The 23,425-nt window shown below is 61.9% G+C and carries 20 protein-coding genes; 6 read left to right on the forward strand and 14 right to left on the reverse strand.

Annotation, left to right across the window (positions count from 1 at the left end; genetic code table 11):
- Nucleotides 1-144: 144 nt before the first annotated feature.
- Entirely contained in the window at nt 145-1,752 is a 1,608-nt protein-coding gene (locus SPHINGO391_RS08065; RefSeq protein ID WP_152008346.1) for a fumarate hydratase, read from the reverse strand.
- A gap of 223 nt (nt 1,753-1,975) precedes the next feature.
- Between SPHINGO391_RS08065 and arsB the strand changes: the two genes are divergently transcribed.
- Nucleotides 1,976-3,049 (forward strand): ACR3 family arsenite efflux transporter, encoded by a 1,074-nt coding sequence (arsB, locus tag SPHINGO391_RS08070; protein ID WP_152008347.1) that lies wholly within the window; start codon nt 1,976-1,978, stop codon nt 3,047-3,049.
- On the opposite strand, the gene SPHINGO391_RS08075 is transcribed toward arsB, so the two are convergent.
- A complete protein-coding gene (locus SPHINGO391_RS08075; protein ID WP_152008348.1) occupies nt 3,046-4,122 on the reverse strand; it encodes an HWE histidine kinase domain-containing protein in 1,077 nt (358 codons plus the stop codon). The genes arsB and SPHINGO391_RS08075 overlap by 4 nt on opposite strands.
- A 123-nt stretch (nt 4,123-4,245) precedes the next feature.
- Between SPHINGO391_RS08075 and SPHINGO391_RS08080 the strand changes: the two genes are divergently transcribed.
- The 3 genes from SPHINGO391_RS08080 (at nt 4,246) to SPHINGO391_RS08090 (ending at nt 8,351) form a co-directional block, all read left to right on the forward strand.
- A complete protein-coding gene (locus SPHINGO391_RS08080) occupies nt 4,246-5,106 on the forward strand; it encodes an AraC family transcriptional regulator (protein ID WP_152008349.1) in 861 nt (286 codons plus the stop codon).
- Nucleotides 5,107-5,320: 214 nt separating this feature from the next.
- Entirely contained in the window at nt 5,321-7,195 is a 1,875-nt protein-coding gene (locus SPHINGO391_RS08085; RefSeq protein WP_244615145.1) for a L,D-transpeptidase family protein, read from the forward strand.
- A gap of 223 nt (nt 7,196-7,418) precedes the next feature.
- The gene (locus SPHINGO391_RS08090; RefSeq protein ID WP_152008350.1) at nt 7,419-8,351 is read left to right on the forward strand and encodes an L-lactate dehydrogenase; all 933 of its coding nucleotides are present in this window, start codon (nt 7,419-7,421) and stop codon (nt 8,349-8,351) included.
- Between the two features lie 9 nt (nt 8,352-8,360).
- On the opposite strand, the gene SPHINGO391_RS08095 is transcribed toward SPHINGO391_RS08090, so the two are convergent.
- The 10 genes from SPHINGO391_RS08095 to SPHINGO391_RS08140 form a co-directional block, all read right to left on the reverse strand.
- Entirely contained in the window at nt 8,361-9,308 is a 948-nt protein-coding gene (locus tag SPHINGO391_RS08095) for a hexose kinase (protein WP_193217229.1), read from the reverse strand.
- Between the two features lie 59 nt (nt 9,309-9,367).
- Nucleotides 9,368-11,758, reverse strand: coding sequence for a phosphoenolpyruvate synthase (gene ppsA, locus SPHINGO391_RS08100; protein ID WP_152008352.1), 2,391 nt, complete (start codon nt 11,756-11,758; stop codon nt 9,368-9,370).
- Nucleotides 11,759-11,901: 143 nt separating this feature from the next.
- Nucleotides 11,902-12,825 (reverse strand): HAD-IIA family hydrolase, encoded by a 924-nt coding sequence (locus SPHINGO391_RS08105; protein ID WP_152008353.1) that lies wholly within the window; start codon nt 12,823-12,825, stop codon nt 11,902-11,904.
- Entirely contained in the window at nt 12,822-13,640 is an 819-nt protein-coding gene (gene phnE, locus SPHINGO391_RS08110; RefSeq protein WP_152008354.1) for a phosphonate ABC transporter, permease protein PhnE, read from the reverse strand. The genes SPHINGO391_RS08105 and phnE (SPHINGO391_RS08110) overlap by 4 nt, the downstream gene beginning before the upstream one ends.
- On the reverse strand, nt 13,640-14,455 hold the full coding sequence (gene phnE / locus SPHINGO391_RS08115) for a phosphonate ABC transporter, permease protein PhnE (RefSeq protein ID WP_152008355.1): 816 nt from the start codon (nt 14,453-14,455) through the stop codon (nt 13,640-13,642). The genes phnE (SPHINGO391_RS08110) and phnE (SPHINGO391_RS08115) overlap by 1 nt, the downstream gene beginning before the upstream one ends.
- Entirely contained in the window at nt 14,452-15,252 is an 801-nt protein-coding gene (phnC, locus tag SPHINGO391_RS08120; RefSeq protein ID WP_152008356.1) for a phosphonate ABC transporter ATP-binding protein, read from the reverse strand. Before phnC ends, phnE (SPHINGO391_RS08115) begins: the two co-directional genes overlap by 4 nt.
- Nucleotides 15,253-15,314: 62 nt before the next feature.
- Entirely contained in the window at nt 15,315-16,292 is a 978-nt protein-coding gene (gene phnD / locus SPHINGO391_RS08125; RefSeq protein ID WP_152008357.1) for a phosphate/phosphite/phosphonate ABC transporter substrate-binding protein, read from the reverse strand.
- Between the two features lie 254 nt (nt 16,293-16,546).
- Nucleotides 16,547-17,305 carry an ATP-binding cassette domain-containing protein gene (locus SPHINGO391_RS08130; protein ID WP_244615380.1) on the reverse strand — a complete coding sequence of 253 codons (759 nt, stop codon included), beginning with the start codon at nt 17,303-17,305 and terminating at the stop codon, nt 16,547-16,549.
- 31 nt (nt 17,306-17,336) lie between these two features.
- Complete coding sequence (locus tag SPHINGO391_RS08135; protein ID WP_152008359.1) at nt 17,337-18,458, reverse strand: ABC transporter permease; 1,122 nt, start codon at nt 18,456-18,458, stop codon at nt 17,337-17,339.
- A gap of 83 nt (nt 18,459-18,541) precedes the next feature.
- Nucleotides 18,542-19,489: a sugar ABC transporter substrate-binding protein gene (locus SPHINGO391_RS08140; RefSeq protein ID WP_210385830.1), complete on the reverse strand. Its 948-nt coding sequence runs from the start codon at nt 19,487-19,489 to the stop codon at nt 18,542-18,544.
- Nucleotides 19,490-19,691: 202 nt separating this feature from the next.
- Here SPHINGO391_RS08140 and SPHINGO391_RS08145 point away from each other — a divergent pair, with 202 nt between their 5' ends.
- Nucleotides 19,692-20,690, forward strand: coding sequence for a LacI family DNA-binding transcriptional regulator (locus SPHINGO391_RS08145; RefSeq protein ID WP_152008361.1), 999 nt, complete (start codon nt 19,692-19,694; stop codon nt 20,688-20,690).
- Here SPHINGO391_RS08145 and SPHINGO391_RS08150 read toward each other — a convergent pair.
- Together SPHINGO391_RS08150 and SPHINGO391_RS08155 are read right to left on the reverse strand one after the other, a co-directional pair.
- On the reverse strand, nt 20,674-21,291 hold the full coding sequence (locus SPHINGO391_RS08150) for a VTT domain-containing protein (RefSeq protein ID WP_152008362.1): 618 nt from the start codon (nt 21,289-21,291) through the stop codon (nt 20,674-20,676). The genes SPHINGO391_RS08145 and SPHINGO391_RS08150 overlap by 17 nt on opposite strands.
- Before the next feature lie 109 nt (nt 21,292-21,400).
- Complete coding sequence (locus tag SPHINGO391_RS08155) at nt 21,401-22,156, reverse strand: hypothetical protein (protein WP_152008363.1); 756 nt, start codon at nt 22,154-22,156, stop codon at nt 21,401-21,403.
- A 197-nt stretch (nt 22,157-22,353) separates the two neighbouring features.
- Between SPHINGO391_RS08155 and SPHINGO391_RS08160 the strand changes: the two genes are divergently transcribed.
- Complete coding sequence (locus SPHINGO391_RS08160; RefSeq protein ID WP_152008364.1) at nt 22,354-23,334, forward strand: cation diffusion facilitator family transporter; 981 nt, start codon at nt 22,354-22,356, stop codon at nt 23,332-23,334.
- Nucleotides 23,335-23,425: the final 91 nt, after the last annotated feature.

Here is a 23,425-nt window from a genome sequence, read left to right on the forward strand (position 1 = left end):
TCTTTCGTCCCCAAAGTGGCTTTCATAGCTCTGACTACCGATATTCTTACGGGTTAAATCTTGGGGAAATGTTAATGGCAACGAAGTCAGACACCTCCGTTGCACCAATGTCTAATGTGCTAATCTCCGAGCTCTTTCGGGATTTCAGCCTAAATTCAATTCCTTGAAGAAATCGTTGCCCTTGTTGTCGATGACAATGAACGCCGGGAAATTCTCCACCTCGATCCGCCAGATCGCCTCCATGCCGAGCTCAGGGTACTCGACGACCTCGACATTCTTGATGCAGTCCTGCGCCAGGCGGGCCGCCGGGCCGCCGATCGAACCGAGGTAGAAGCCGCCATGCCGGGCACAGGCTTCGCGCACCGAGCGGGAGCGGTTGCCCTTGGCGAGCATGACCATTGAGCCGCCGAAGGACTGGAACTGATCGACATAGGAATCCATCCGGCCTGCGGTTGTCGGGCCGAAGGAGCCCGAGGCATAGCCTTCCGGTGTCTTGGCTGGGCCGGCATAGTAGACCGGGTGGTTCTTGAGGTAATCGGGCATTTCTTCGCCTGCTTCCAGCCGGGCGCGGATCTTCGAGTGCGCCAGGTCTCGGGCGACGATGATCGAACCGGTGAGCGACAGTTGCGTCTTGATCGGGTGCCTCGACAGCTCGGCCAGAATGTCCGCCATCGGCTGGTTGAGATCGATCTTGACCACGTGTTCGGAGAGCTTTTCCTCATCGATCTCCGGCAGGTATGTCGACGGATCGGTCTCAAGCTGCTCGAGGAAGATGCCGTCTTTGGTGATCTTGCCCTTGGCCTGGCGGTCGGCCGAGCAGGAGACGCCGAGGCCGATCGGCAGCGAGGCGCCGTGGCGGGGCAGGCGGATGACGCGGACATCGTGACAGAAATACTTGCCGCCGAACTGCGCGCCGACGCCCATCTGCTGCGTCATCTTGTGGACTTCGGCTTCCATCTCCAGATCGCGGAATGCGTGGCCCGATTCCGAACCCTCGGTCGGCAGCTCGTCAAGATATTTGGTCGAGGCGAGCTTGACGGTCTTGAGGTTCATCTCGGCGCTAGTGCCGCCGATGACGATTGCCAGGTGATAGGGCGGGCAGGCGGCGGTGCCCAGGGTCAGGATCTTTTCGCGCAGGAACTCGACCATCCGCTCATGGGTGAGCAGCGACGGCGTGCCCTGGTACAGAAACGTCTTGTTGGCCGAACCGCCGCCCTTGGCGACGAACAGGAAGTCGTAGCTGTCCTCGCCTTCCTCATAGATGTCGATCTGGGCGGGGAGGTTGGTCTTGGTGTTCTTTTCCTCGAACATGGAAAGCGGAGCGAGCTGCGAGTAGCGCAGGTTGCGGCGCTCATAGGCGTCCATCACGCCGCCGGCCAGTGCCTCGTAATCGCCGCCCTCGGTCCAGACCTTGCGGCCCTTTTTGGCCATGATGATCGCCGTTCCGGTATCCTGACACATCGGCAGTACGCCGCCGGCTGCGATATTGGCGTTCTTGAGAAGGTCGAAAGCGACGAAACGATCGTTCTCGGTGGCTTCGGGATCGTCCAGGATCGCTGCCAGCTGCTTGAGATGTCCGGGCCTGAGCAGATGGTTGATATCGCCGAAGGCCGCTTCGGCAAGAAGGCGCAAACCGTCCACATCGACCGTCAGGATCTCTTGGCCACGGAATTCCTCGACGCCGACATGCTTGTCGGTCAGTTTCTTCCAGGGGGTGGTGTCGGGTCCAAGGGGGAAGAGATCGTTTGCCACGGGATACCTTTCCGGTCGCCTGTTTGTCGCTTTGATTGAGGCCCGGTCTTAAGATGAAGGCCGGTGAATTGCAATTGCGCCATAGGTGCGGGATCGGACGTCTTGTATGCTTCGAGATATCATGATTTATGGAAATTTATAATCTGTCGGTTTTTGCGAATCCGGGCTTACAGGGCCTCGTTCATCGTGCGCAGCCGGCGAAGTTCATGACCAGGAGAAAGACATGTCGACATTCGAGCGCTACCTGACGGTCTGGGTTGCCCTTTGCATCGTGGCGGGCATTGGCCTCGGCTATGTCTTTCCGTCCTTCTTCCAGGCCATCGGATCGGCCGAGATTGCGAATGTCAACCTGCCGGTGGCGGTGCTGATCTGGTTGATGATCATCCCGATGCTGGTCAGGATCGACTTCGCCTCGCTGGGACAGGTCAGCCGGCACTGGCGCGGAATCTCGGTCACGCTGATCGTCAACTGGGCTATCAAGCCGTTCACCATGGCGGTCATGGCCTGGTTCTTCATCGGCTGGCTGTTTCTTCCCTATCTGCCTGCTGACCAGATCAACAGCTACATCGCCGGCCTCATCCTGCTCGGCGCCGCGCCGTGCACGGCGATGGTCTTCGTCTGGAGCAACCTGACGAAGGGCGATCCCCTGTTCACACTGAGCCAGGTAACCGTCAATGACCTGGTGATGGTGTTTGCCTTTGCCCCGATCGTGGCGGTTCTGCTTGGTATCTCGGCGATCACGGTTCCTTGGGAAACCCTGATGCTGTCAGTGGCGCTCTATATCGTGGTGCCGGTGGCCATTGCGCAGTTCCTGCGCAGCAGGCTTCTGGCGTCGGGTGGCGAGGCTGCGCTTCAGGGACTTCTTTCGAAACTGCAGCCGCTGTCGATCCTTGCGCTGCTGGCCACGCTCGTTGTGCTGTTCGCGTTCCAGGGCCAGGCGATCCTCGCCCAGCCGCTGATCATCGTGCTCTTGTCCGTACCGATCATCATCCAGACCTACCTGATCTTCGGCATCGGCTATTTCGCAAACCGCGTTGTGGGCGAGACCCACGTCATCGCCGGGCCTTCCGCGCTCATTGGCGCCAGCAATTTCTTCGAACTTGCCGTTGCCGTGGCGATCAGCCTGTTCGGATTCAATTCGGGGGCTGCGCTGGCCACCGTTGTCGGCGTACTCATCGAAGTGCCGGTGATGCTTTCGCTGGTCTGGGTCGTGAACCGGTCGAAGGGCTGGTACGACACGAGTTCGGCACTTGCCCGCCGGTCCGCCGCCGTGCCGCCGGGCCAATCCGGCAGCTAGGCACTATCGCCTTCAAGCACGTGGAGCGACTGCATCGAAAGCCGTGCCGTCAGCCCCTCGCCATCAAAATCGAACTCGCATGAGCCCCCGAGCGACCGGCTCATTCGGTCCAGCAGTTCGGTGCCGAAACCGGTCCGCTCGGGCGGGCTTACGTCCGGACCGGCCCTTTCCACCCAGACAAATGACAGCATCGACCTGTCGTCTTCACGGGTAACCACATCCCACGACAGGCTGAGCCGTCCCGATTGGTTGCTGAACGCACCATGCTTGACCGAATTTGTCCCGAGTTCGTGCAGGATGAGGTTGAGCGGGATGAGTCCGTTCGGACTGATCGTCAAATCCGGCCCTTTGATAGCCAGCCGATCCGATTCGGTCAGGCCGAGGGGCTCAAGCGCCGACTCGATTGCCTTGCGCAAGGAGATGCGTTCCCCTTCCACCGCTCCGCGGAGCAATGCGATCGAGTGGCTCAGAGCATCGATCCTCTGCCGCAGCTGATCGCCGAGCTCCTTGGGTGTCGAAGCATGTTTTTGCAGCATCGAGATCAGGCCATTGATGGTGGCCATCAGGTTCTTCAGCCGATGGTCGACCTCCTGGGAAACAAGTTTCTGCAACTCCAGGGCCGTGGTGAGTGCTTCGTGTGAGCGAACCTGCGCGCCCAGGGCGCGAAGCGCGAGAAACAGGAGCCCTATGTCCGTGGCGACGACGAAGACATAAAAGACGAGTGCGGTGGCGGCGGGTCCGTTGAGTGCAAAACTGCCCGATGGCTCTATGAACCAGTACCAGGACGCCAGACCTGAAAGGACGCTGGCGGTAATGGCGGGAAAAATGCCCCAAACGAAACCGGTGATCACGACGGTTGGAAAAAAGGTGAGATAGGGAAAGCCGGGCGGCAGCAACGGGTCGAGGTAGAACCGCAGAGCCAGGGCGATGGAGGTCATGGCGAGCGCCGCGATCTGGCCGACCAGCATGCTTGACGAGGTCGGTCCATGCACTGCGTTTCGGAAGGCAGGCAGGGTGAACAAGACACGCAGGACGCTTGTTTGTTCGGGATATCCTTTTAGTCTGTCTTCCATCGGACTCAATTCTGTTCGGAAATGGCTGACGATTGTCGGCCGAGCGTTGTAAAATGAGAGGTTGCAATGAAGGTTGTTCTAGCAATATACGCCGATTTCGCGCAACTTTTTTGGCGGTGAAATTTGACCGGCCAGCTGTTCGATCTCAAGAACTCGCAAAGCGAGGCGGTCCGTCGGCATCGCGCCTGGCCGGGGATTTCGGTCGAACATGTCATCCCTGCCCAAGGCGACCGCTTCGCCTACCAGTGGCAAAGCGATCTCCATTTCTGCGCAATTCATGACATCCTGCTCAAGGATGGTGGCATTCGTGCTGGAGGCGGCAGGGAAGAGAAAAGAAAAGATCTTCGCGGCTTGCTGACCTATGTCCCGGCAGGAGCCGAGGTTGAGGGCTGGTCTGAGCTCACGCAAAGGCAAAATTCGTACAGCGCGATCTATTTCAATCCGGGCGAATTGCATGAGGAACTCGATCAACGGTTCCCCGATGATTGGGATGTACGGCTGTATTTTCGCGATCCCGAGCTCTCTGCCTGTCTGTACAGGTTTAGCAGGCTGCTTGAGCAGGGGGACGGTGCAGACGACCTCTACGCCGAAACCCTTGGGCTGATGACGGTGCTGACCCTGCACAAGAACCAGATCGACCAGCCGGCTCGAAAGCCCGCTTTGCCGCGCCGCGCCCTGGCAAGGGTTGTCGAGTATGTCGAAGCGAATCTGGCCAATCCGATCAGCCTGGAAGATCTTGCGGCACAGGCTGGATTGAGCCGGTTTCACTTCAACAGGGCTTTCAAGGCCGAAACTGGTGAAAGCCCCTATCAATACGTGCTCAGGCAACGCATCGAATCGGCGCGGTTTCTTCTTGCTGAGCGCCGCTTGAGCGTGGAACAGATCGCGGCTGCCGTGGGTTTTCGCGATTCTTCGTATTTCCAGAAAGCCTTCAAGGCCCGTACCGGCATGAATCCGTCCGATTTCGCCAAGCAGTCTCGATGATCCCGGTGCAAGGGCAAAGCCGGAACAGATGATCGCAACCGGAGGCATGTCCGGGCCGCTGATCGGTGCGCCGGTCCGGACAAGTTTTTTTGATGCGTTGATGTCAGCCTCCGTTCTTTCCATGGAAGGCGCGATTTGTTAGGGTCTTCGCTGACTGAGGACTGGGCATGAACGCGCGTGGCTGCTGGCTCGCGCACAACAATCTGGGTTGGGTATGAGCATCAAGATACGTGCAGGTGTGGCGCTGATCGCCATCGCGGTTTCATTTACTGGCGTGGTTGCGACAACACCTCCGGTACAGGCACAGGGGCTGCTCGATGCCTTGTTCAAGAGCCCGGCGCAGCGCAAGCGGGAGCAGGCGGCTCGGGAACAAGCGCGCCAGGATGCCGCTGCGGCGCGGCAGGTCAAGCCGGTCCGGATCAGCGGGCCGAGCTATCGTACCTACAAGCCCGACACATTGGTCAAGGTCGATTTCGGCAAGATCGCCGACCCGGTGGTGACCGGTGCCATCGATGACATGGGGCTGGCACCGCTCGGGATCGATCCGTTCGAGGAAGGCCGTCCGGCTCTTGCAGACCTTTCCGTCAGCGCCCTGCCGGAAGCCGCTGAAGCGGTTGTCGAACATTATTCAACCCATCCCGCCTATATGTGGGTTGCGGGAACTGCGATCACTGACCGCGCCAGGGCAGTGATCGATGTACTCGATGCCGCCGACGAGGTCGGTCTGTCGGCCGATGACTACAAGGTCGAGGTTCCGGCTGATGGCTTCGACGTGACCCAGGGCACGGAGCGTCAGAAGGAGCTGATGGCGTTTGAAATGAAGCTGTCTGTTGCGGTCGCCAGCTACATGCTTGATGCGACCCGCGGACGGGTCGATCCCAACCGGATCTCCGGCTACCATGATTTCAAGCGCAAGGTGCCGGATCTCGCCAAGCAGCTTGAAGCGCTGTCCAAGGCTTCCGATCCCGACGAGGCGCTGCTGGCGCAGAATCCGCAAGGGGCGCATTTCGAGGCGCTTACGGCGGAGCTCAAGCGGCTTCAGGATCTCGATGAGGGCGCGCGCATCGAAATCGCGCCCGATGTGCTGCTCAAGCCGGGACAGTCCAATCCGGAGCTGGCCAATGTGATGGCGGCAATCCTGATGAAGGGCAGCGATGAGCTGAAGTCCGACAATGCGCTGCTGTTTGCGAGCTATGCGGGCAAGCCCGAGTATGACGAGGAACTGGTTGCGCTGGTCAAGGCGTTCCAGAAGGAAGCCGGGCTCAAGCCCGACGGCGTTGTCGGCCCTGCAACGCGCCGTGCGATGGTCGGCATCACCAATGCCGACAAGATCGAGAAGGTGCGACTGGCCATGGAGCGGGCGCGCTGGCTGCCGGGCGTGCTGGCTTCGCGGCGGGTGTTCATCAACCAGCCGGCCTACACCGCGACCTATGTCGAGAATGGCAAGGCCGACCTGTCGATGCGGGTCGTTGTCGGCACAAAATCCAACCAGACCTATTTCTTCGACGACACGATCGAACTGGTCGAGTTCAATCCCTACTGGGGTGTTCCGCAGTCGATCATCTTCAACGAGATGGTGCCGAAGCTTCGGGCCGACCCGTCCTATCTCGACCGTCTCGGCTACGAGGTGACCGCCGGCGGCAAGCGTGTGTCATCGAGCAACATCAACTGGTCGACGGTCGGTCGCGGCAGCAATATCGGCGTGCGCCAGCCGCCGAGCGACGGCAACGCGCTGGGCGAGTTGAAGATCCTGTTCCCCAACAGCCACGCCATCTACATGCACGACACGCCGTCGAAATCGCTGTTCCAGCGTGATACCCGTGCCTACAGCCATGGCTGCATCCGCCTGCAGGATCCTCGCGCAATGGCTGCCAAGGTGCTTGGCACCTCTGTCGACGCCATCGGTGGTCACATTGCCGGCGGGCAGAACAAGCAGGTGCAGCTGTCGACGCAGATTCCTGTCCACGTGGCCTATTTTACCGCGTGGCCTGATGATGCCGGCAAGGTCGAGTATTTCGCAGACGTCTATGCCCGCGACAGCTATCTGCGCAAGGCAATCGACGCCACGGAATCTGCTCGCGGATCCTGAAACCGGGCGCCCGCGCTTTCAGGCAGGGCTGCCCAGCGTTGACCCGCATGCGGGCTCGAAGCTGCGGCCACCCGCTGGTTCGCGGCTGTGCCTTTGCGGTGGCTGCCGCCATGTATTGCAGAAAACCGATTTGACCCGTGTCACATTGCGGGGGGATCGGATTTGCTAGGAAGGTCGTCAGGCGCAAGGATGTGCGCGGGACAAGCTTCGGAGCAAAGAGCAGATGAAGATCGGAATCGTTGGAACCGGGATGGTGGGCAGCGCCGCGGGCTATGCCATGGCGCTGATGGGTGTCGGCACACAGATCGTGCTGGTGGATGCCGATGCGGCTCTCGCCCGCGCACAGGCTCAGGACATCGCCCACGCCGTGCCGTTTGCCACCACGGTTGCCATCCGCGCCGGTGACTATGCGGACCTTGGTGATGCCGCCGTGGTGATCATTGCTGCCGGTGTCAGCCAGAAGCCCGGAGAAGACCGGCTGGCGCTGCTCGAACGCAATGTCGAGGTGTTCCGCAGCGTGATCGGCGGCGTCATGGAAGCGGCGCCGGATGCGATCCTGCTGATCGCCACCAATCCGGTGGATGTCATGACATTTGCCGCCCGGCAGATCTCGGGTCTGCCGCCCGAGCGGGTGATCGGATCGGGCACCATTCTCGACACGGCGCGGCTGAGGAGCCTGCTGGGCGATCATCTCGGTATTGCGCCCAATTCCGTGCATGCCTATGTGCTGGGCGAGCATGGCGACAGCGAGTTGGCGGTCTGGTCGAGCGCCATGGCCGGCAGCGTCCCGATCGTTTCCTTTGCCGAACAGATCGGCCGCCCACTTGATCAGGCCACCCGGACCCGCATCGCCGAAGAGGTGCGTGGCGCTGCCTACACCATCATCAAGGGCAAGGGCGCGACCTGGTATGGCATCGGCGCCGGGCTTGCTCGCATTGTCCAGTCGATCACCGATGATGAGCGCACGGTGCTGAGCGTCTCCCAGGTCAACGCGGACATCGAGGGCGTCAGGGATGTGCCGCTGTCGCTGCCGCGTATCGTTGGCCGCGAAGGCATCATCGCCACGCTGATGCCGGATCTGGACGAGACCGAACGCGCGGCGCTCAAGCGCAGCGCCGAGGTGATCTCGGCGTTTTCGTCCAGACTCAGCCTTTAGATTTCGTGCTCAGATTTCCTCGGTCACCACCTGGCCCAGTATCTCGTCAGCGGTTGCCTTCGAGCACAGTTCGGTGGCCGGTGTCAGCACGGCCGACCCGGCGGCGGCAACGCCGTGGCGGACGGCGTCCCTGAGGCTCATGCCTTGCGACAGCTCGAGCGCGATGGCCGCGACCATGCTGTCGCCGGCGCCGATGGCGCTGAGTGTTTCGAGCTTCGGCGGGCGGCAGAAGAACCGTTCGGTGGCTGACACGCCGACGGTGCCGGTGGCGCCCATCGACATCACCAGTTGCTCCGCCACGCCGCCACGCACCAGTTCGAGCCCGTAATCGGCCAGTTCGGCGGGTGAGGTGAATGTGCGGCCTGAAACCTCGGTGGCTTCCGCTCCATCCATCCGGAGCAAGGCAAAGGGCGGGCCGGGGTTGGCGGCAGCGGCGACAAGGGCTGCACCCGAGGTGTCGAGGATCAGCCGCGATCCGCGTTCAACCGCCAGCTTGTTGACGGTTGAGGCGATGTCGGCGGGAACCCCCGGCGGCAGGCTGCCGGACATCACAACGATGCGGCCCCGGGTCAGGTGTGACCGCAAATGCTCGAGCATTGCCGCGGTCTGTTCCGGCCGCCAGTCCGGGCCGGGCAGCTGAAAGCGATATTGCTGCCTGGTCGAGGTCTCGATGACGGCGAGCGACTGGCGGGTGTTGCCCTCGATCTCGAACTGCGCAACCTCGAAATCCTCGGCGTCGAGCAGCGCATGGAACATCGCCCCGGTCTGGCCGCCGAGCGCCACGAAGGCGGTGGACACGCCGCCGAGCCGGGAGATGGCGCGGCTGACATTCACGCCGCCGCCGCCGGGATCGTAAGTCGCAGGTTCGCAGCGCAGTTTCGGCCCGGGCGTCACCGTGCCGACCGAGGTCGACACGTCATAGGCAGGGTTGAGCGTGATGGTCAGGATGTCAGACATGGCGCGAACCATCACACAGAGGGCAGGGCGGTTTCAATCTCGTCGGACGAGGAGGGCGATCAATTCCCGGCTTTTTCCGCCTCAGCGACGTTGGTCTTGACCGCCACGAAACTGTCGGGCGTCACCGAGATGGTATCGATGCCGGCCTTGACAAGGATCTTGGCGAAGGCCGGATTGTTCGACGGCGCCTGGCCGCAGAGCCCGACTTTCGCGCCCGCCTCGTGGGCGCGGGCGACAAGCGTCTCGATCATCCAGATCACCGCAGGGTCAGATTCGCTGAACAGGTTCGCCAGTTCGCCCGAATCGCGGTCGACGCCAAGCGTCAGCTGGGTCAAATCATTCGAGCCGATGGAGAAGCCGTTGAAGCGGTCGGCGAATTCGGCGGCGCGGATGACATTGGACGGGATCTCGCCCATGACATAGACCTGCAGCCCGTTCTCGCCGCGCTTGAGGCCGTTGTCGGCCATGACCGCCAGCACCTTGTCGGCCTCGTCGGGCGAGCGGCAGAACGGGATCATGACGACCACATTGCCAAAGCCCATCTCCTCGCGCAGCATCTTGATCGCCCTGCATTCGAGCGCAAAACCTTCGCGGTAGGCGTCGGAATAGTAGCGCGAGGCCCCCCTGAATCCGATCATCGGGTTTTCTTCGTTGGGCTCGAATGGGCGTCCGCCGAGCAGTTCGGCATATTCATTGGTCTTGAAATCGCTCATCCGCACGATCACCGGCTTCGGGTAGGCGACGGCTGCAATGCGCGAGAGGCCGCGCGCCAGGGTCTCGACGAAGTAGTCGCCCTTGTTCTCGTAGCGGCGGGTGAGCTTGGCGATCTCCGCCTTGGCCTCTTCGTCCTTGAGCGTATCGAAATGCACCAGCGCCATCGGGTGCACCTGGACGGCGGAGTTGACGACGAATTCCATCCGCGCCAGACCGACGCCGTCGGCCGGAAGCCGCCACCAGCGGAAGGCAGCCGATGGATCGGCAAGATTGAGCATGATCTTCGTCCTGGTCTCCGGCACATTGTCGAGGCGCACGTCCTCGACCTCGTATTCGGCGATGCCCTCGTAGACTGCGCCTTCCTCGCCGCCGGCGCAGGAGATCGTGACTTCCTGCTGGTCATGCAGGATATGGGTTGCGTTGCCGGTGCCGACGATGGCTGGGAGCCCGAGTTCGCGGCTGACGATGGCCGCGTGCGAGGTGCGGCCGCCGTGGTCGGTGACGATGGCCGTCGCGCGCTTCATGATCGGCACCCAGTCGGGGTCGGTGGTCGAGGTCACCAGGATCGAGCCGTCGACGAACTTGTCGATGTCCTTGACGTTTTCGATCAGACAGACGCGACCGGCCTTGACCGCGGCGCCGACGCTGAGCCCGGTCAGCAGGGTCTTGCCGGTCTTCTTGATGGTGTAGTTTTTCAGGGCTGTGACATCGGCGCGCGACTGCACCGTCTCGGGCCGGGCCTGGACGATGTAGAGCCTGCCGGTCTCGCCGTCCTTGGCCCACTCCATGTCCATCGGCTGGCCGTAATGCTTCTCGATGGTCGCAGCCTGGCGGGCCAGATTGAGGATTTCCTCGTCGGAGAGCACATAGGCCTGGCGTTCGGCCTTCGACGTCGGCACGTTCTTGGTCTCGCCGCCCGCTGCACCCGCGTAGATCATCTTGATCTCCTTGGCGCCGCAGGTCTTCTCGACAATCGGCTTCAGGCCCGGCGTTTCAAGCAAGGGCTTGAAGACTTCGTATTCGTCGGGCGTGACAGCACCCTGGACGACGTTCTCGCCCAGGCCCCAGGCAGCGTTGATCAGAACCACCTTGTCGAAGCCGGATTCGGTGTCGATGGAGAACATCACGCCGGAACCGCCGATGTCGGAGCGCACCATGAGCTGGACGCCGATCGACAGCGCCACCTGGTTGTGGTCGAAGCCCTTGAGCTTGCGGTAGGTGATCGCCCGGTCGGTAAACAGCGAGGCGTAGCAGCGCCGGCATGTCGACAACAGCGCGGCTTCGCCGCGGACGTTGAGATAGGTTTCCTGCTGGCCGGCGAAGCTCGCGTCCGGCAGATCCTCTGCGGTGGCGGACGAGCGGACCGCGACGGAGAGGTCTGTGTTGCCGGTGCGTTCGGAGAGTTCGCGGTAGGCCGCCAGGATCGCCTCGCGGATATCCTCGGGCCAGTCGCCGGCAACGATTGCGGCGCGCACAGCCTTGCCGGTTTCGGCCAGTGTGCGCTTGCCCGAATCGAGCATCTCCATCGCCTCGGCGATCACCTCATTGAGATTGTTGGCCTTGATGAAGGCGCGGAAGGCATCAGACGTGGTGGCGAAGCCGGGCGGAACGTCGATACCCTTCTCGCCCAGTTGCTGCACCATTTCGCCCAGTGACGAGTTCTTGCCTCCGACCAGTCCGACATCGCCGCGCGACAGATCTTCAAACCAGATGACATTCTTGTTGGCTGCGGACATGAGGCTCTCCCGGAGGCTGATTGAAACAGTCAGAACGAGAGGCAACTATAGGTGCAGGATTTTGCCCCGCCTTGATGTGCGTCAAGACCGGATGCAAAACGATTGAATTCGGACCATGACGGCGGCGGAAGCCGGCCGGAGCGTCAGGGCCGGTCGAGAATGAAATCCGGAATGATGCCTGATTCCGCGATCGCCGCGGCGGGATCCTCGCCGTCGAAAAATCCGTAGCCCGCGATCAGCGCGGTGCGGAAGCCCGCCGCGTTGCCGCCGAGAATGTCGGTGTGCAGCGTGTCGCCGACCATCAGCACCCGCTCGTCGGGCACGCCGGGGCGGATGCGCTCGCGGGCCATGTCGAAGATCGCAGGAAACGGCTTGCCGAAGAACACCGGCTCGATGCCGGTGGCGTTGGCGAGGCGGTGGGCATAATGGCCCGGTTCGCGTGACAGGCCGTTCTCCACGGGTGCGACCAGATCGGGATTGCCGACCAGTACCTGACGCGGGCTGTCTTTCAACGCCTGTTCGAGCAGCGCCTGGCGGGGCTCGCTCCAGGCCGATGCGCCGAACATGAGGAAGCCTTCTGCGCCGGCATAGGCGGCCGCGTCATCCTCGAGAAAATCCGCGCCGTCTGGAAGTTCCTCGCGGCCGAATTTCGGCTGCGCCGCCATGCCCCATTTCAGCTCCGGGTGGGTTTCAAGCCCCCGGAGCAAGGCCATGCGGCTCGAGACCACGTCCTCGGTGGCGAAGCTGTAGCCCAGACGCTCGTAGCGGGCATGAAGCACGGAGGAGGGGTAGCCTGCGGCATTGGTGACAACCATCACCTGCTTGCCGCGCGCGCGCAGTCCGTTGACGCGGTCGACGACGCCGGGAATGGCGGTCTCGCCGATGTTAAGCACGCCGAAGGCGTCGAGCAGGAACACATCGAACCGGTCGGCGATCGCGTCGAGAGTGTCGGCGCGCACGAACTCGGCCTGGCGGCGCAGCGCCGGCAGGCGGTGGCGCACGGATTCATACTCCCGGAAGGCCCACGCGGCGCCCTGGTCGCTGATGACCTCTGATCCTGTACTCAAATGATGGCTCCACGCACCTTGGCCGAGACCCATTCGCCTATCACGACGGCTGCCAGAATGACAATCAGGATCAGCGTCACCTGCGGCCAGGCCAGCGTGTTGAGCGAGGACTGCAACTGCAGGCCGATGCCGCCGGCGCCGACGAGGCCGAGAACGGTGGATTCGCGGATATTGATGTCCCAGCGGAAGACGCTGATGCCGGCAAAGGCAGGCATGATCTGGGGCACGATGCCATAGGCCATCACCTGCCAGCGGCTGGCGCCGGTGGCGGTGATCGCCTCGACCTGGGTGGGGTCGATCTCCTCGATCGCCTCGTAGAGCAGCTTGGCGCAGAACCCGATCGAGCGGAAGGCGATGGCGAGAAGCCCGGCGAAGACGCCGGGGCCGATGACGGCGACCAGCAGCAGCGCCCAGATCAGCGAGTTGATCGAGCGCGTGGCAACGATGATGAACAGTGCGATCGGTCGGATGAAGGTGGCGCTCGGCGTGGTGTTGCGGGCTGCCAGAAAGGCCACCGGCACCGCCATCACCAAGGCGAGCAGGGTGCCCAGCGTCGCCATGTTGAGCGTGTCCCAGAGCGGGCCCCAGAGCTTGTCCATGTACGACCAGCGCGGAGGCCAGGCGCGACCGCCGATGTCGGCGGCAATGCGCGGGGCATCCCAGACGAAGAACCATGTGGTGGCATCTGATATGCGCTGCCAGCACCACATGAAGACGGCCACGCCTGCGAGGTAGGCGGCCCAGCGCGCAAGCGTCTGGTTGCGGTTGCGCAATTGCCAGATTTTCGCGCCGCTCGCGTTTTGTGAAACCGGCATTACTGCACCTTTGCCCTGATGATGCCGGAGAGGTATTCCAGCACCATGACGGTGACGATGATGATCAGCAGGATCGCTGCCGCCGTGTCGAACTCGTAGCGGTCGAAGGCGGTGTTGAGCGTGGCGCCGATGCCGCCGGCGCCGACCAGCCCGAGAACCGCGGATTCGCGGAAATTGATGTCGAGGCGGTACATCGACAGGCCGATCAGCCGGGGCATCACCTGCGGCTGGACCCCGTAATTGATCCATTGCATCCATGTCGAGCCGGTGGCGCGGATGGCTTCCGCCTGTACCTTGTCCATCTCCTCGATGTCCTCGGCCAGGAGCTTGGCGAGGAAGCCGATCGTGGCAAACGACAGGGTGAGGAAGCCCGCGAGCGGGCCGAAACCGAAGATCGCCACCAGCAGGATGGCGACGATGATCTCGTTGAGTGCCCGCGACAGTGCAACAATGCCGCGGCAGATCAGATAGACCGGCAATGGCGCGATGTTTCGCGCGGCCCCAAGCCCGATCGGAATCGAGATCAGGATGCCGACCACGGTCGAAGCAACAGTGATGATAACACTTTCAAGTATGCCGTCGCGGATATCGGTGCCGCGCGAGACGAAATCGGGATTGAAGAACGAGGCGATGAAGGCCCAGCCGCGGCTCAGGCCCTCGGCGACGCGGGACCAGTTGACGTCGATCGAGGCAGTGGCCAGCACGAGATAGACCGCGGCTGCGATGAAAAGACCCCAGCGCAGCGTCGGATTGGAGATCAGCGGCGGCTTCTTCCAGGTGGTGCCGAGCCTGTCTTCAAGCAGGACCGCGCTCATGCAACGGGTTCCTCAGCTTCCGCATCTTCATCGTCGACTTCGCGTATGGTCGCGTGCCAGTCCTCTTCGCCGTAGATGTTGGTCAGCACGTCCTCGGTCATTTCGACCGGCTTGCCGTCAAAGGCGAGTTCACCCGCCTTGAGGCCGACGATGCGCTCGACGAACATCTGCGCCAAAGCCACGTCGTGGATGTTGATGACGGCGGCGAGATCGCGTTCGGCGCAGAGTTCGCAGATCAGGCGCATGATCTGGCGCGAGGTCTTCGGATCGAGCGAGGCAGTCGGCTCATCGACCAGCAGCAGACGCGGATTCTGGATGAGCGCGCGGGCGATGCCGACGCGCTGGCGCTGGCCGCCGGACAGTTCGTCGGCACGCTTGTCGGCCATGGCCAGCAGGCCGACCCGGTCGAGCAGGCGAAACGCCTCGTCGACATCGGCTTGCGGATATTTGCGGAAATAGGAGCGCCAGAAACCGACATAGCCGAGGCGTCCTGAGAGTACGTTCTCCATCACGGTGAGGCGCTCGACGAGGGCGTATTGCTGGAAAATCATGCCCATCTTGCGCCGCATCTTGCGCAGTGCCCCGGAACCGAGAGCGGTGACATCGGTGCCGTCGAGGATGACGCTGCCTGATGTCGGCTCAACCAGCCGGTTGATGCAGCGGATCAGCGTCGACTTGCCGGCGCCGGATGGACCGATCAGCGCCATGACCTGGCCTTTCGGCACGGTCAGCGTGACGTTCTGGAGTGCCTTGTCGCCGGTGCGATAGGTCTTGGACAGGTTCTTGAGTTCGAGCATGGGGCCCCGTCATGAAACAGAACGGCGCCGCGCGAAAACGCGCGGCGCCAGAGGGAAGGGGATTACCCGCAGGTGTATTCAACACCATTGGCCGCATCGATCTTGCGAACGACTTCCCAGAAATCCTTGTAGTTCATTTCGAGGAACTGGCCTTCGTTGGACTTCTCGAACTCCTTCTTCAGCGAGGATCCTTCCCAAGGGAAGGTGAAGAAGGCTTCCTTGATCTTTTCCTGAAGCTCGGGCTTGAGGTTGTAGACAACGCCGAAGCCCGTCGTCGGGAAGGTCTGCGACTTGTAGATCGACTTGACCTGATCGGCGGTGATCACCTCACGCTCGATCATCCGGCTCATCACCGAGTTGGCGATGGCAGCAGCCGGATAATCCTTGTTGGCGACGCCGAGGATCGAGTTGTCGTGCTTGCCGGAGAAGGCAGGCTCGAAATCGGTGCCGGCGACCATGCCGTACTCGGCTTTCAGCAGTGCCGACGGCGCCTTGAAGCCGGAGTTCGAGGTCTCCGAGGTGAAGGCCATGGTCTTGCCCTTGATGTCCTCGACCTTTTCCACGCCGGAACCCGGATAGGTGATGATCTCCATCTCGTAGCCGAAGCCGCCATCTTCCGAGGCCATGATGGTGAAGGGGCGGAAGCCGGCGCAGTTGACCGCAAGCGGGTTGGAGCCGGTGTTGAAGCCTGCGATGTGCAGGCGGCCCGAGCGCATGGCTTCGATCTGGGCGGCGTTCGACTGGACAGGGAAGAACACCGACTTCTTGCCCGTGATCTTGTCGAGGTGGGTCAGGAAGTCGGACCAGGCTTCCTTGTAGACGGCAGGATCCTCCACCGGCGTGTAGGCGAAAATCAGAGTGTCCGGATCGATGAGCTCGGCCGCATCGGTCGGAATGTCGGCGATCATGTCGCCGTCAACGTCGCAATAGCGTTCATCGAGCGTTCCGCGCTCGCAATCGGCAGCGGATGCGGCCAGCGGCGCCGCGATTGTCAGGGCAACACCGGCGATGGTGCTCAAAAGCAGTGATTTCAAGGTCATGATCTTCCTCCCAAATGGCATTTCGTTTCTCCCGCGCTGACTATTCTGGGTCAGCGGCGAAATGGCAAGCGATTATGACAGGTCATCTGTTTGAATTAACAGGACTGAAGCTGATCGCGTTTCGCGAATACGAGCCAAAACGTGACAGTTTTGCGACAGAAAATCGAAGAAAACGAAACAAAAACGGACCTGTAACGAAAAGGCGCGGCCTGCCGCCGCGCCGTCCTGTTCCTGTGGAAAGTCAGAGCGTGACGTCAGACGGTGCCGCCAAGCGAGCTCTCCAGCGCCACCATTTCCTGGCCGCCCGCCATCAGGTCCTGCAACTCGTCGGGGGTGATCTGCCCGCGCTGGGCGGTTCCCAGCGTCTTGCCGCGGTTGAGCACGGTGAAGCGGTCGCCAACGGCCAGCGCATGACGGACATTGTGTGTGATGAACACCACGGCAATGCCGTCCTTGCGCACCTTGTCGATGGTGGCGAGCACGTTTGCGGTCTGGCGCACGCCGAGCGCCGAGGTCGGTTCGTCGAGGATCAGCACCTTGGCGCCGAAATGCACGGCCCTTGCAATCGCCACGGTCTGGCGTTCGCCGCCTGACAGCGTGCCCACCGCCTGGTCCGGCCCGCGCAGGTTGATGCCCATCTTGCGCATTTCCTGCATGGTGATCTCGTTGGCATAGGCATGGTCGAACAGCTTGAAAGGGCCGAATTTCTTTTCGGGTTCGTTGCCCATGAAGAAATTGCGGCTCACCGACATCAGCGGGATCATGGCCAGATCCTGATAGACCGTGGCGATTCCTGCCGAGATCGCGTCGCGCGGGTCTTCGAAATGCATCGGCTTGCCTTCGAACAGGATCTCGCCGCGGGTCGGCTTGTGGACCCCGGACATGGTCTTGATGAAGGTTGACTTGCCGGCGCCGTTGTCGCCGAGCAGACAATGGCATTCGCCTGGATAGATCTCCAGCGAGACGCCGTTCAATGCGATCACCGAGCCGAAATGCTTCTCGATGTTCTTCATTTCAATCAGGGGAGCGTGTTCCGGGTTCATCTCATCTCTCCCCCGTGATCATGCGTCTTATGTAGGTGTTGAGCACCACGGCGAACAGTAGGATGACGCCGAGGAACACCCGGAACAGCGAGCTTTCGACATTGGCAAAGAACAGGCCCTGCTGGACCACGCCGAAGATCAGCGCGCCCAGGGCCGCACCGATGACCGAGCCGTAGCCGCCGGTCAGCAGCGCGCCGCCGATGACGACGGCGATGATGGCCTCGAATTCCTTGAGCAGGCCGCGATCTGCGCCCGCGGAGCCGAACTCCATCACCTGGCAGGTGGCGAAAACGCAGGCGCAGAAGGCAGTGAACATGAACATCAGGATCTTCACGCGGTTGACGGGAACGCCGACATAGCGCGCAGCCTGGGCGTCGCCGCCAGAGGCAAAGATCCAGTTGCCGAATTTGGTTCGGGTGAGCAGGAAGTGTCCGAAAACCACCAGCATGAGCGCCCAGACAATCAGCATCGGAATGCCGTCGACGACCGGCTCTCCTGCGCGGTTGCCGCGCTCGAACACCGCAATGATCCCTGCGTCACCGAGCCAGGTGAACAGTCCTGTGAGGATCTTGCCGCCAAAGAGAGCGGCCAGCCAGTCACCTTCGGCCGCCTTGTCGATGCCGCCGATGATGGTCTTGCGCTCGATCAACTGCGGCAAATAGATCGTGAAGCCGCGCAGGATGAACAGGAACGCCAGCGTGACGATGAAGCTCGGCAGGCCGGTGCGCACGACGATGATGCCGTTGAGCGCGCCGATGGCAATACACAAGGCAAACGTGATCAGGATCGCCTGCCATACCGGCCAGCCCAGTGTGATAGTGAAGATCGCGATCATCATCCCGGCAAAGCCAATCATCGAACCGACCGAGAGGTCGAATTCGCCGGCGATCATCAGCAGGCAGGCGCCCACGGCGATGATCATGAACTGGGCGGAGACGACGGACCAGTTGAGAACCCCTTGCGAGGAGAACATGCCGCTGTCTCCGGCAAAGATTGCGAAAAGCACGAACACGATCACCGTGCCGCAGATGCCGCCCAGTTCAGGCCGGATCAGGGCTTTGCGCAGGGCCGATGTCTGCTTGATGCGTTCGTCGCTTGCGGGTGCGTCAGCCGTATCGGACATGAGGCCTCACAGACGTTGATTTGAATGGGAAACTGCAAGAAATGGCAGCGGCGCACAGGGGCGCCACTGCCAGGGAGGAACCCTTAGCGGTATTCGCCCGCATATTTCTCAACCATTTCAAGTCCGTCGGCGGTGACGAAGCCGGGGCCGGAATTGATGTTGTTGCCCGGCAGCACGCCGTACCGGTGGTAGTTGGTCAGCACCACCACAGGCAGATAGGCCTGCAGGAACGGCTGCTGGTCGATGCCCCAGTTGATGGTTCCGGCCTTGATGCCTTCGACGATGTTGGCGCCGAGGTCGAAGGTACCGAAGTAGATCTGACCGGCCATGCCGTTTTCCTCAAGCGCCAGCAGCGTCGGGTCGGCGCTTGTCGGGCCAAGCGTCAGAACGGCGTCGGTGTCCGGGTTGGAATTGAGGTAGGCCAGCACGCGGTTCTTGATTTCAGCCGGATCCTGACCGGAATCGATCATCTGGTTGCCCAGCTCCACCCCGAGCCCGTCGGCAAAGCCCTGGCAGCGCTCGGTCGAGGACGGCGAGGAGATGTAGTGGTTGACGCAGAGGAAAGAGCCGACGCCGTCGCCCTTGGCGCGCAGGCCGGCTGCATGGCCGGCGTCATATTCGGGCTGACCGACATACATCAGCGCGCCGACTTCGCGGGCCTGGTCCGGGGTGCCGGAATTCATGATGATGACGTCGACGCCGGAATCGACAGCTGCCTTGATCGGGCCGGACAGCACGTCGTAATCGGCCAGGGTGGTGATGATGCCGTTGGGGCTGGAAGCCGCTGCCTGTTCGATGATGCGGGCCATGTCGGCGAGGTCGCCGGTGGGCGGATTGCGGTACTCGACTTCCACATTCATCTGCTTGCCGGCCAGCGCGATGCCGTTCTTGATGGTGTTCCACCAGCTGTCGCTGTCAGGGGCGTGGCTGACGAGCACATAGCGCTCGCCTTCGGCGGACGCCGTGGCGGCGCTCAGCACCGGTGCTGCGAACACCGCAACGGCCAATGCGAGCTTCTTGGTCAATGACATCATGATCTCCTCCCAGAGTTTTCGTCGAATGAATGGAAAGTCCGGCCTCCCGCCGTCTCTCGATGATCAGGAAACCACGAATCAACCCGTTTTGCAACCGGTTGCAAAATGGAAACCGAAATTCTTGCTTTCGCGAGGCATTCTGGGCAGTAATGAGGGAAGGTCCGAATGTATGCGGGCCACAGAATGGAGACGCTGCTCAATGCCGCCAACGCTGAAGGATGTCGCCGAAAGGGCAGGGGTGTCGCGTGCGGCGGTATCGCGCACCTTCACCGATGGCGCGTCGGTTTCGCTGAAAATGCGCAAGAAGGTCGAGAAGGCCGCCACTGAACTCGGTTACAGTCCCAACGCGCTGGCCTCGAGCCTGACCACCGGTCGGACCAAGCTGATCGGCCTGGTCTCGAACAACTTCCACAACCCGATCTTTCTCGAGGTGTTTGATCTGTTCACCCGCGGCCTGCAGGAACGAGGCTTGCGACCGCTCCTGGTCAATTTGTCGGATGAAACCGATCCCGCCAACTCGATCCGTATGCTCAGGCAGTATTCGGTCGACGGTGTGGTGGTGGCCTCATCGACGCTGCCGCCGGGGTTCGCCAAGGCGTTCCGCGATGCCGGCGTGCCGGTGGTGCACAGTTTCGGCCGTTATGCCAGTTCGCCGGAAGTGCATGTGGTCGGCATCGACAACGCCGAATGCGGGCGGATGGCGGCGCGCGAGCTGGTCCGGCGCGGCTACCGCGACGTGGCCTTTCTCGGCGGGCCGGAATCCGCAACCTCGACCCAGGACCGGTTTCGCGGTTTCATGGAAGAGCTTGCGCAGCACCCCGGCATTTCGCTTCGGCACTCCTTCGCGCAAGCCTATTCGTTCAACGCCGGCCGGGCGGAGATGCTTTCGCGCCTGAAGGACACGCCGGCACAAGCCTATTTCTGCGGCGATGACGTTCTGTCTATCGGCGCGCTCAGCGCCATATCAGACAGCGGGCTGAAGGTGCCCGGCGACATCGGCATCATCGGGCTCAACGACATGGAGATGGCGGGCTGGGAGAACATCAACCTGACCACGATCCGCCAGCCGATCAGCCAGATCATCGATTCCTCGATTGAACTGATTGTCTCGATGCTGGAAAATCCCGAGCGCTACCCGGAAGCCCGGCTGTTTCCGTGCAAGGTGATCGAGCGCGGCACGCTCAGGCCGGTCGATTGATGTCAGCTGCCGGCGGGTGTGCCGGTGCGGGGTGGGACGGCGCCATCCGGGAAGCTCGCCACCACAGCCATCCGGTCAACCCGGCGAAGGCCAGCAGCAGCAGCACACTGGCTGCCGCCCAGTTCGATGCCACCGCCTGTTCTAGCGTCTTGCCGAAGACAAAACCGGCACCGACCAGAAGCCCGGTCCAAAGAGCTGCCGATGCGGCGTTGAGCGCGGTGAAGCTCTGCCAGCGCATCGTGGTAAGTCCCACGGGCAGGGCGCCGATGGTGCGCATGCCTTTCGGATAGCGATAGAGAAACAGATAGATCAGGCCATAGCGGTCAAGCAGGTCTGTTCCCTGGGCGATCAGCCGCGCGATCCTGGGGCGTCCGGTGGAAAGCCTGTGGCCGTAGCGCCGGGCAAGCGAGAAGCGGGCTTCATCGCCCAGATAGCCGCCGGCAAAGGTCGCTGCGGCAACGGTTGCCACATCGAGAGCTCCGGTTTGCGCGGCATAACCGGCAAACAGCGGCAGGGAGCCGCTCTTGAGCGCGCAATAGGCAAACAGCAGCAGGTAGACCGCCGTACCGTAGTCGCGCACCAGCGCCAGGATGGTTTCCATGAGTGCAGTCTTTCTCCGGGCGAACGTGTTGCCGTGACCGGAAATTAGGGCACGGCCTCAAGGGGACAAGCATGATCGGGTGGAAAGGCTCGGCTCGCCCTATGACAGGTCACAGCATCATTGCCTTTTCGACAAGATCCCGCTTGCCCGGATAGGGTGCTGTATCGACACCATTTTCCTCGAGTGCTGTACGGAGTTCGTCTTCGCTCAGAGCCTCGATCGCCTCGCTGGTCATCTTCATGAAGTTGATCTTGCGCTTGACCGGCGGGTTGAGGTCTCCGAACACGCTGGTGTTGGCAAAAGCGAACTCCTCGGCATATTTGCCCATGAAATGATCGAGAAAGGTGTTGAGCGCCGGCCTCACTCTCGGATCGTCGGTCATGTGGGCCTGGCAGTCCTCAAGCGTGTTGACCATCAGCGCGGTCCAGCGCGCCGCGCCCTTGTCGTTCATCAGCTGGATGGCATTGTGGGTGTGATGGAAGCTCAGCCTGAAATCGGCGCCGTGATAGTACGGGCCGCCGCCCATCACGTCGGCCCACATTGAGGCTTGCGTGTTGATGTGGTGGTTGACCCCGCCAACGCGGGCGAAGACTGAGACGAACCAGTCCTCATCGGCAAAGACCCGGGTGTAGAAATTCTCGACGATGCGGACGATCCTGTCCGGCCCAAGCACGGAGAAGAGCTGCCAGAACTGGATCGGCTTCGAGAGATCGTCGGAGGCTTCGAGCGAGAGGATCTGCGCCATGCGGTGTGAATCCTCGGGAAGCAGCCCGCGGGCGATGGCAGACGTTATGTAGTCACGCTGGATCTTCTCGGTCATGTAGCCATGTCTTGTGGGAAATGCCGGATAGCTGTATCGGCTCACGCGCTGCGTCCTTGTGCTGCCTTGTTTTTCGGTTCGGTTTCCGGGTCTATCTAGGCGGCGCGCCGGGTCAATACAATTCGGTCTTGACGGTCTGTTCCAGGACAATTGGCCGGGGATGGCTTTTTTGCTTGCCCTTCCATCTGCTGGAGGGTTTAGGCCGGGAGCGGCGAATTTTAAGGCAAGGGCGGAATTCCATCATGGCAGGCCATCACCATCATCATCACATGGATCCCGGCGCAGGCGACGCGCGGGTGGCCTGGGCGGTCGTCGTCAATCTGGGGCTGACGGTGGCGCAGATCATCGGCGGCATCGTCTCGGGTAGCCTCGCCATGATCGCCGACGCCATCCACAACCTCTCCGACGCGATGTCGCTTGTCATTGCCTTCTTCGCCCGCAAGATCGCGCGGCGGCCCGCCGACGGCAGCATGACATTCGGCTATGGCCGGGCCGAGGTGGTGGCGGCGCTGATCAACTACACGACGCTGATCGTGATCGGGTTCTATCTCATCTACGAGGCGGTGATGCGCTTCATCGAACCATCCGGCGTCGATGGCTGGCTGGTTGTGATCATCGCCGGTGTGGCGCTTGTGGTCGATGTGGTCACCGCACTTCTGACTTGGTCGCTGTCAAAGGACAGCGTCAACATTCGAGCCGCCTTCTTGCACAATGTCGCCGATGCGCTCGGCTCGGTGGCGGTGATCTTCGCCGGCACCCTGATCATTCTCTATGACTGGCAGATCATCGATCCGCTCGTCACGCTGGCGATCGCCGGCTACATCCTGTGGATGTCGTTCTCCGAGATCGGCGGGGTCATCCGCATCCTGATGCTCGGCTCTCCCGCGGACCTCGATACCGGCGCGGTGCTCAAGTCCGTCGAGGCCGTCGACGGCGTGACCGGCATCCATCATGTGCACCTGTGGCAGATGCAGGAGCACCGCGCGGCTCTCGATGCGCATCTGGTAATCGATTCCGGTCGCTGGGACGATGCCGACGCAATCAAGCTGGCGGTGAAAGAGAAGCTGAAAGCCGATTTCGAAATCGGTCACACGACACTGGAACTGGAGTGCTCGAAACATGCCTGTGTGGGAGCGGAGGTGATCGGCGACGGACCGGAACCGGTAAGCCGGGAGCACCGCCACGGGCACCACCACGAGCACACTCATAAACACGGGGACTGAGCCACTGGCCGCACCCACTGGCCAGACCCGTAGAACGTATTGCCTGATCAAATCCGGAACTTTCCTCCTGCTGACACATTGTCAAATGCAG

The sequence above is a fragment of the Hoeflea sp. EC-HK425 genome, assembly GCF_902498795.1.
Lineage (GTDB): Bacteria > Pseudomonadota > Alphaproteobacteria > Rhizobiales > Rhizobiaceae > Hoeflea > Hoeflea alexandrii.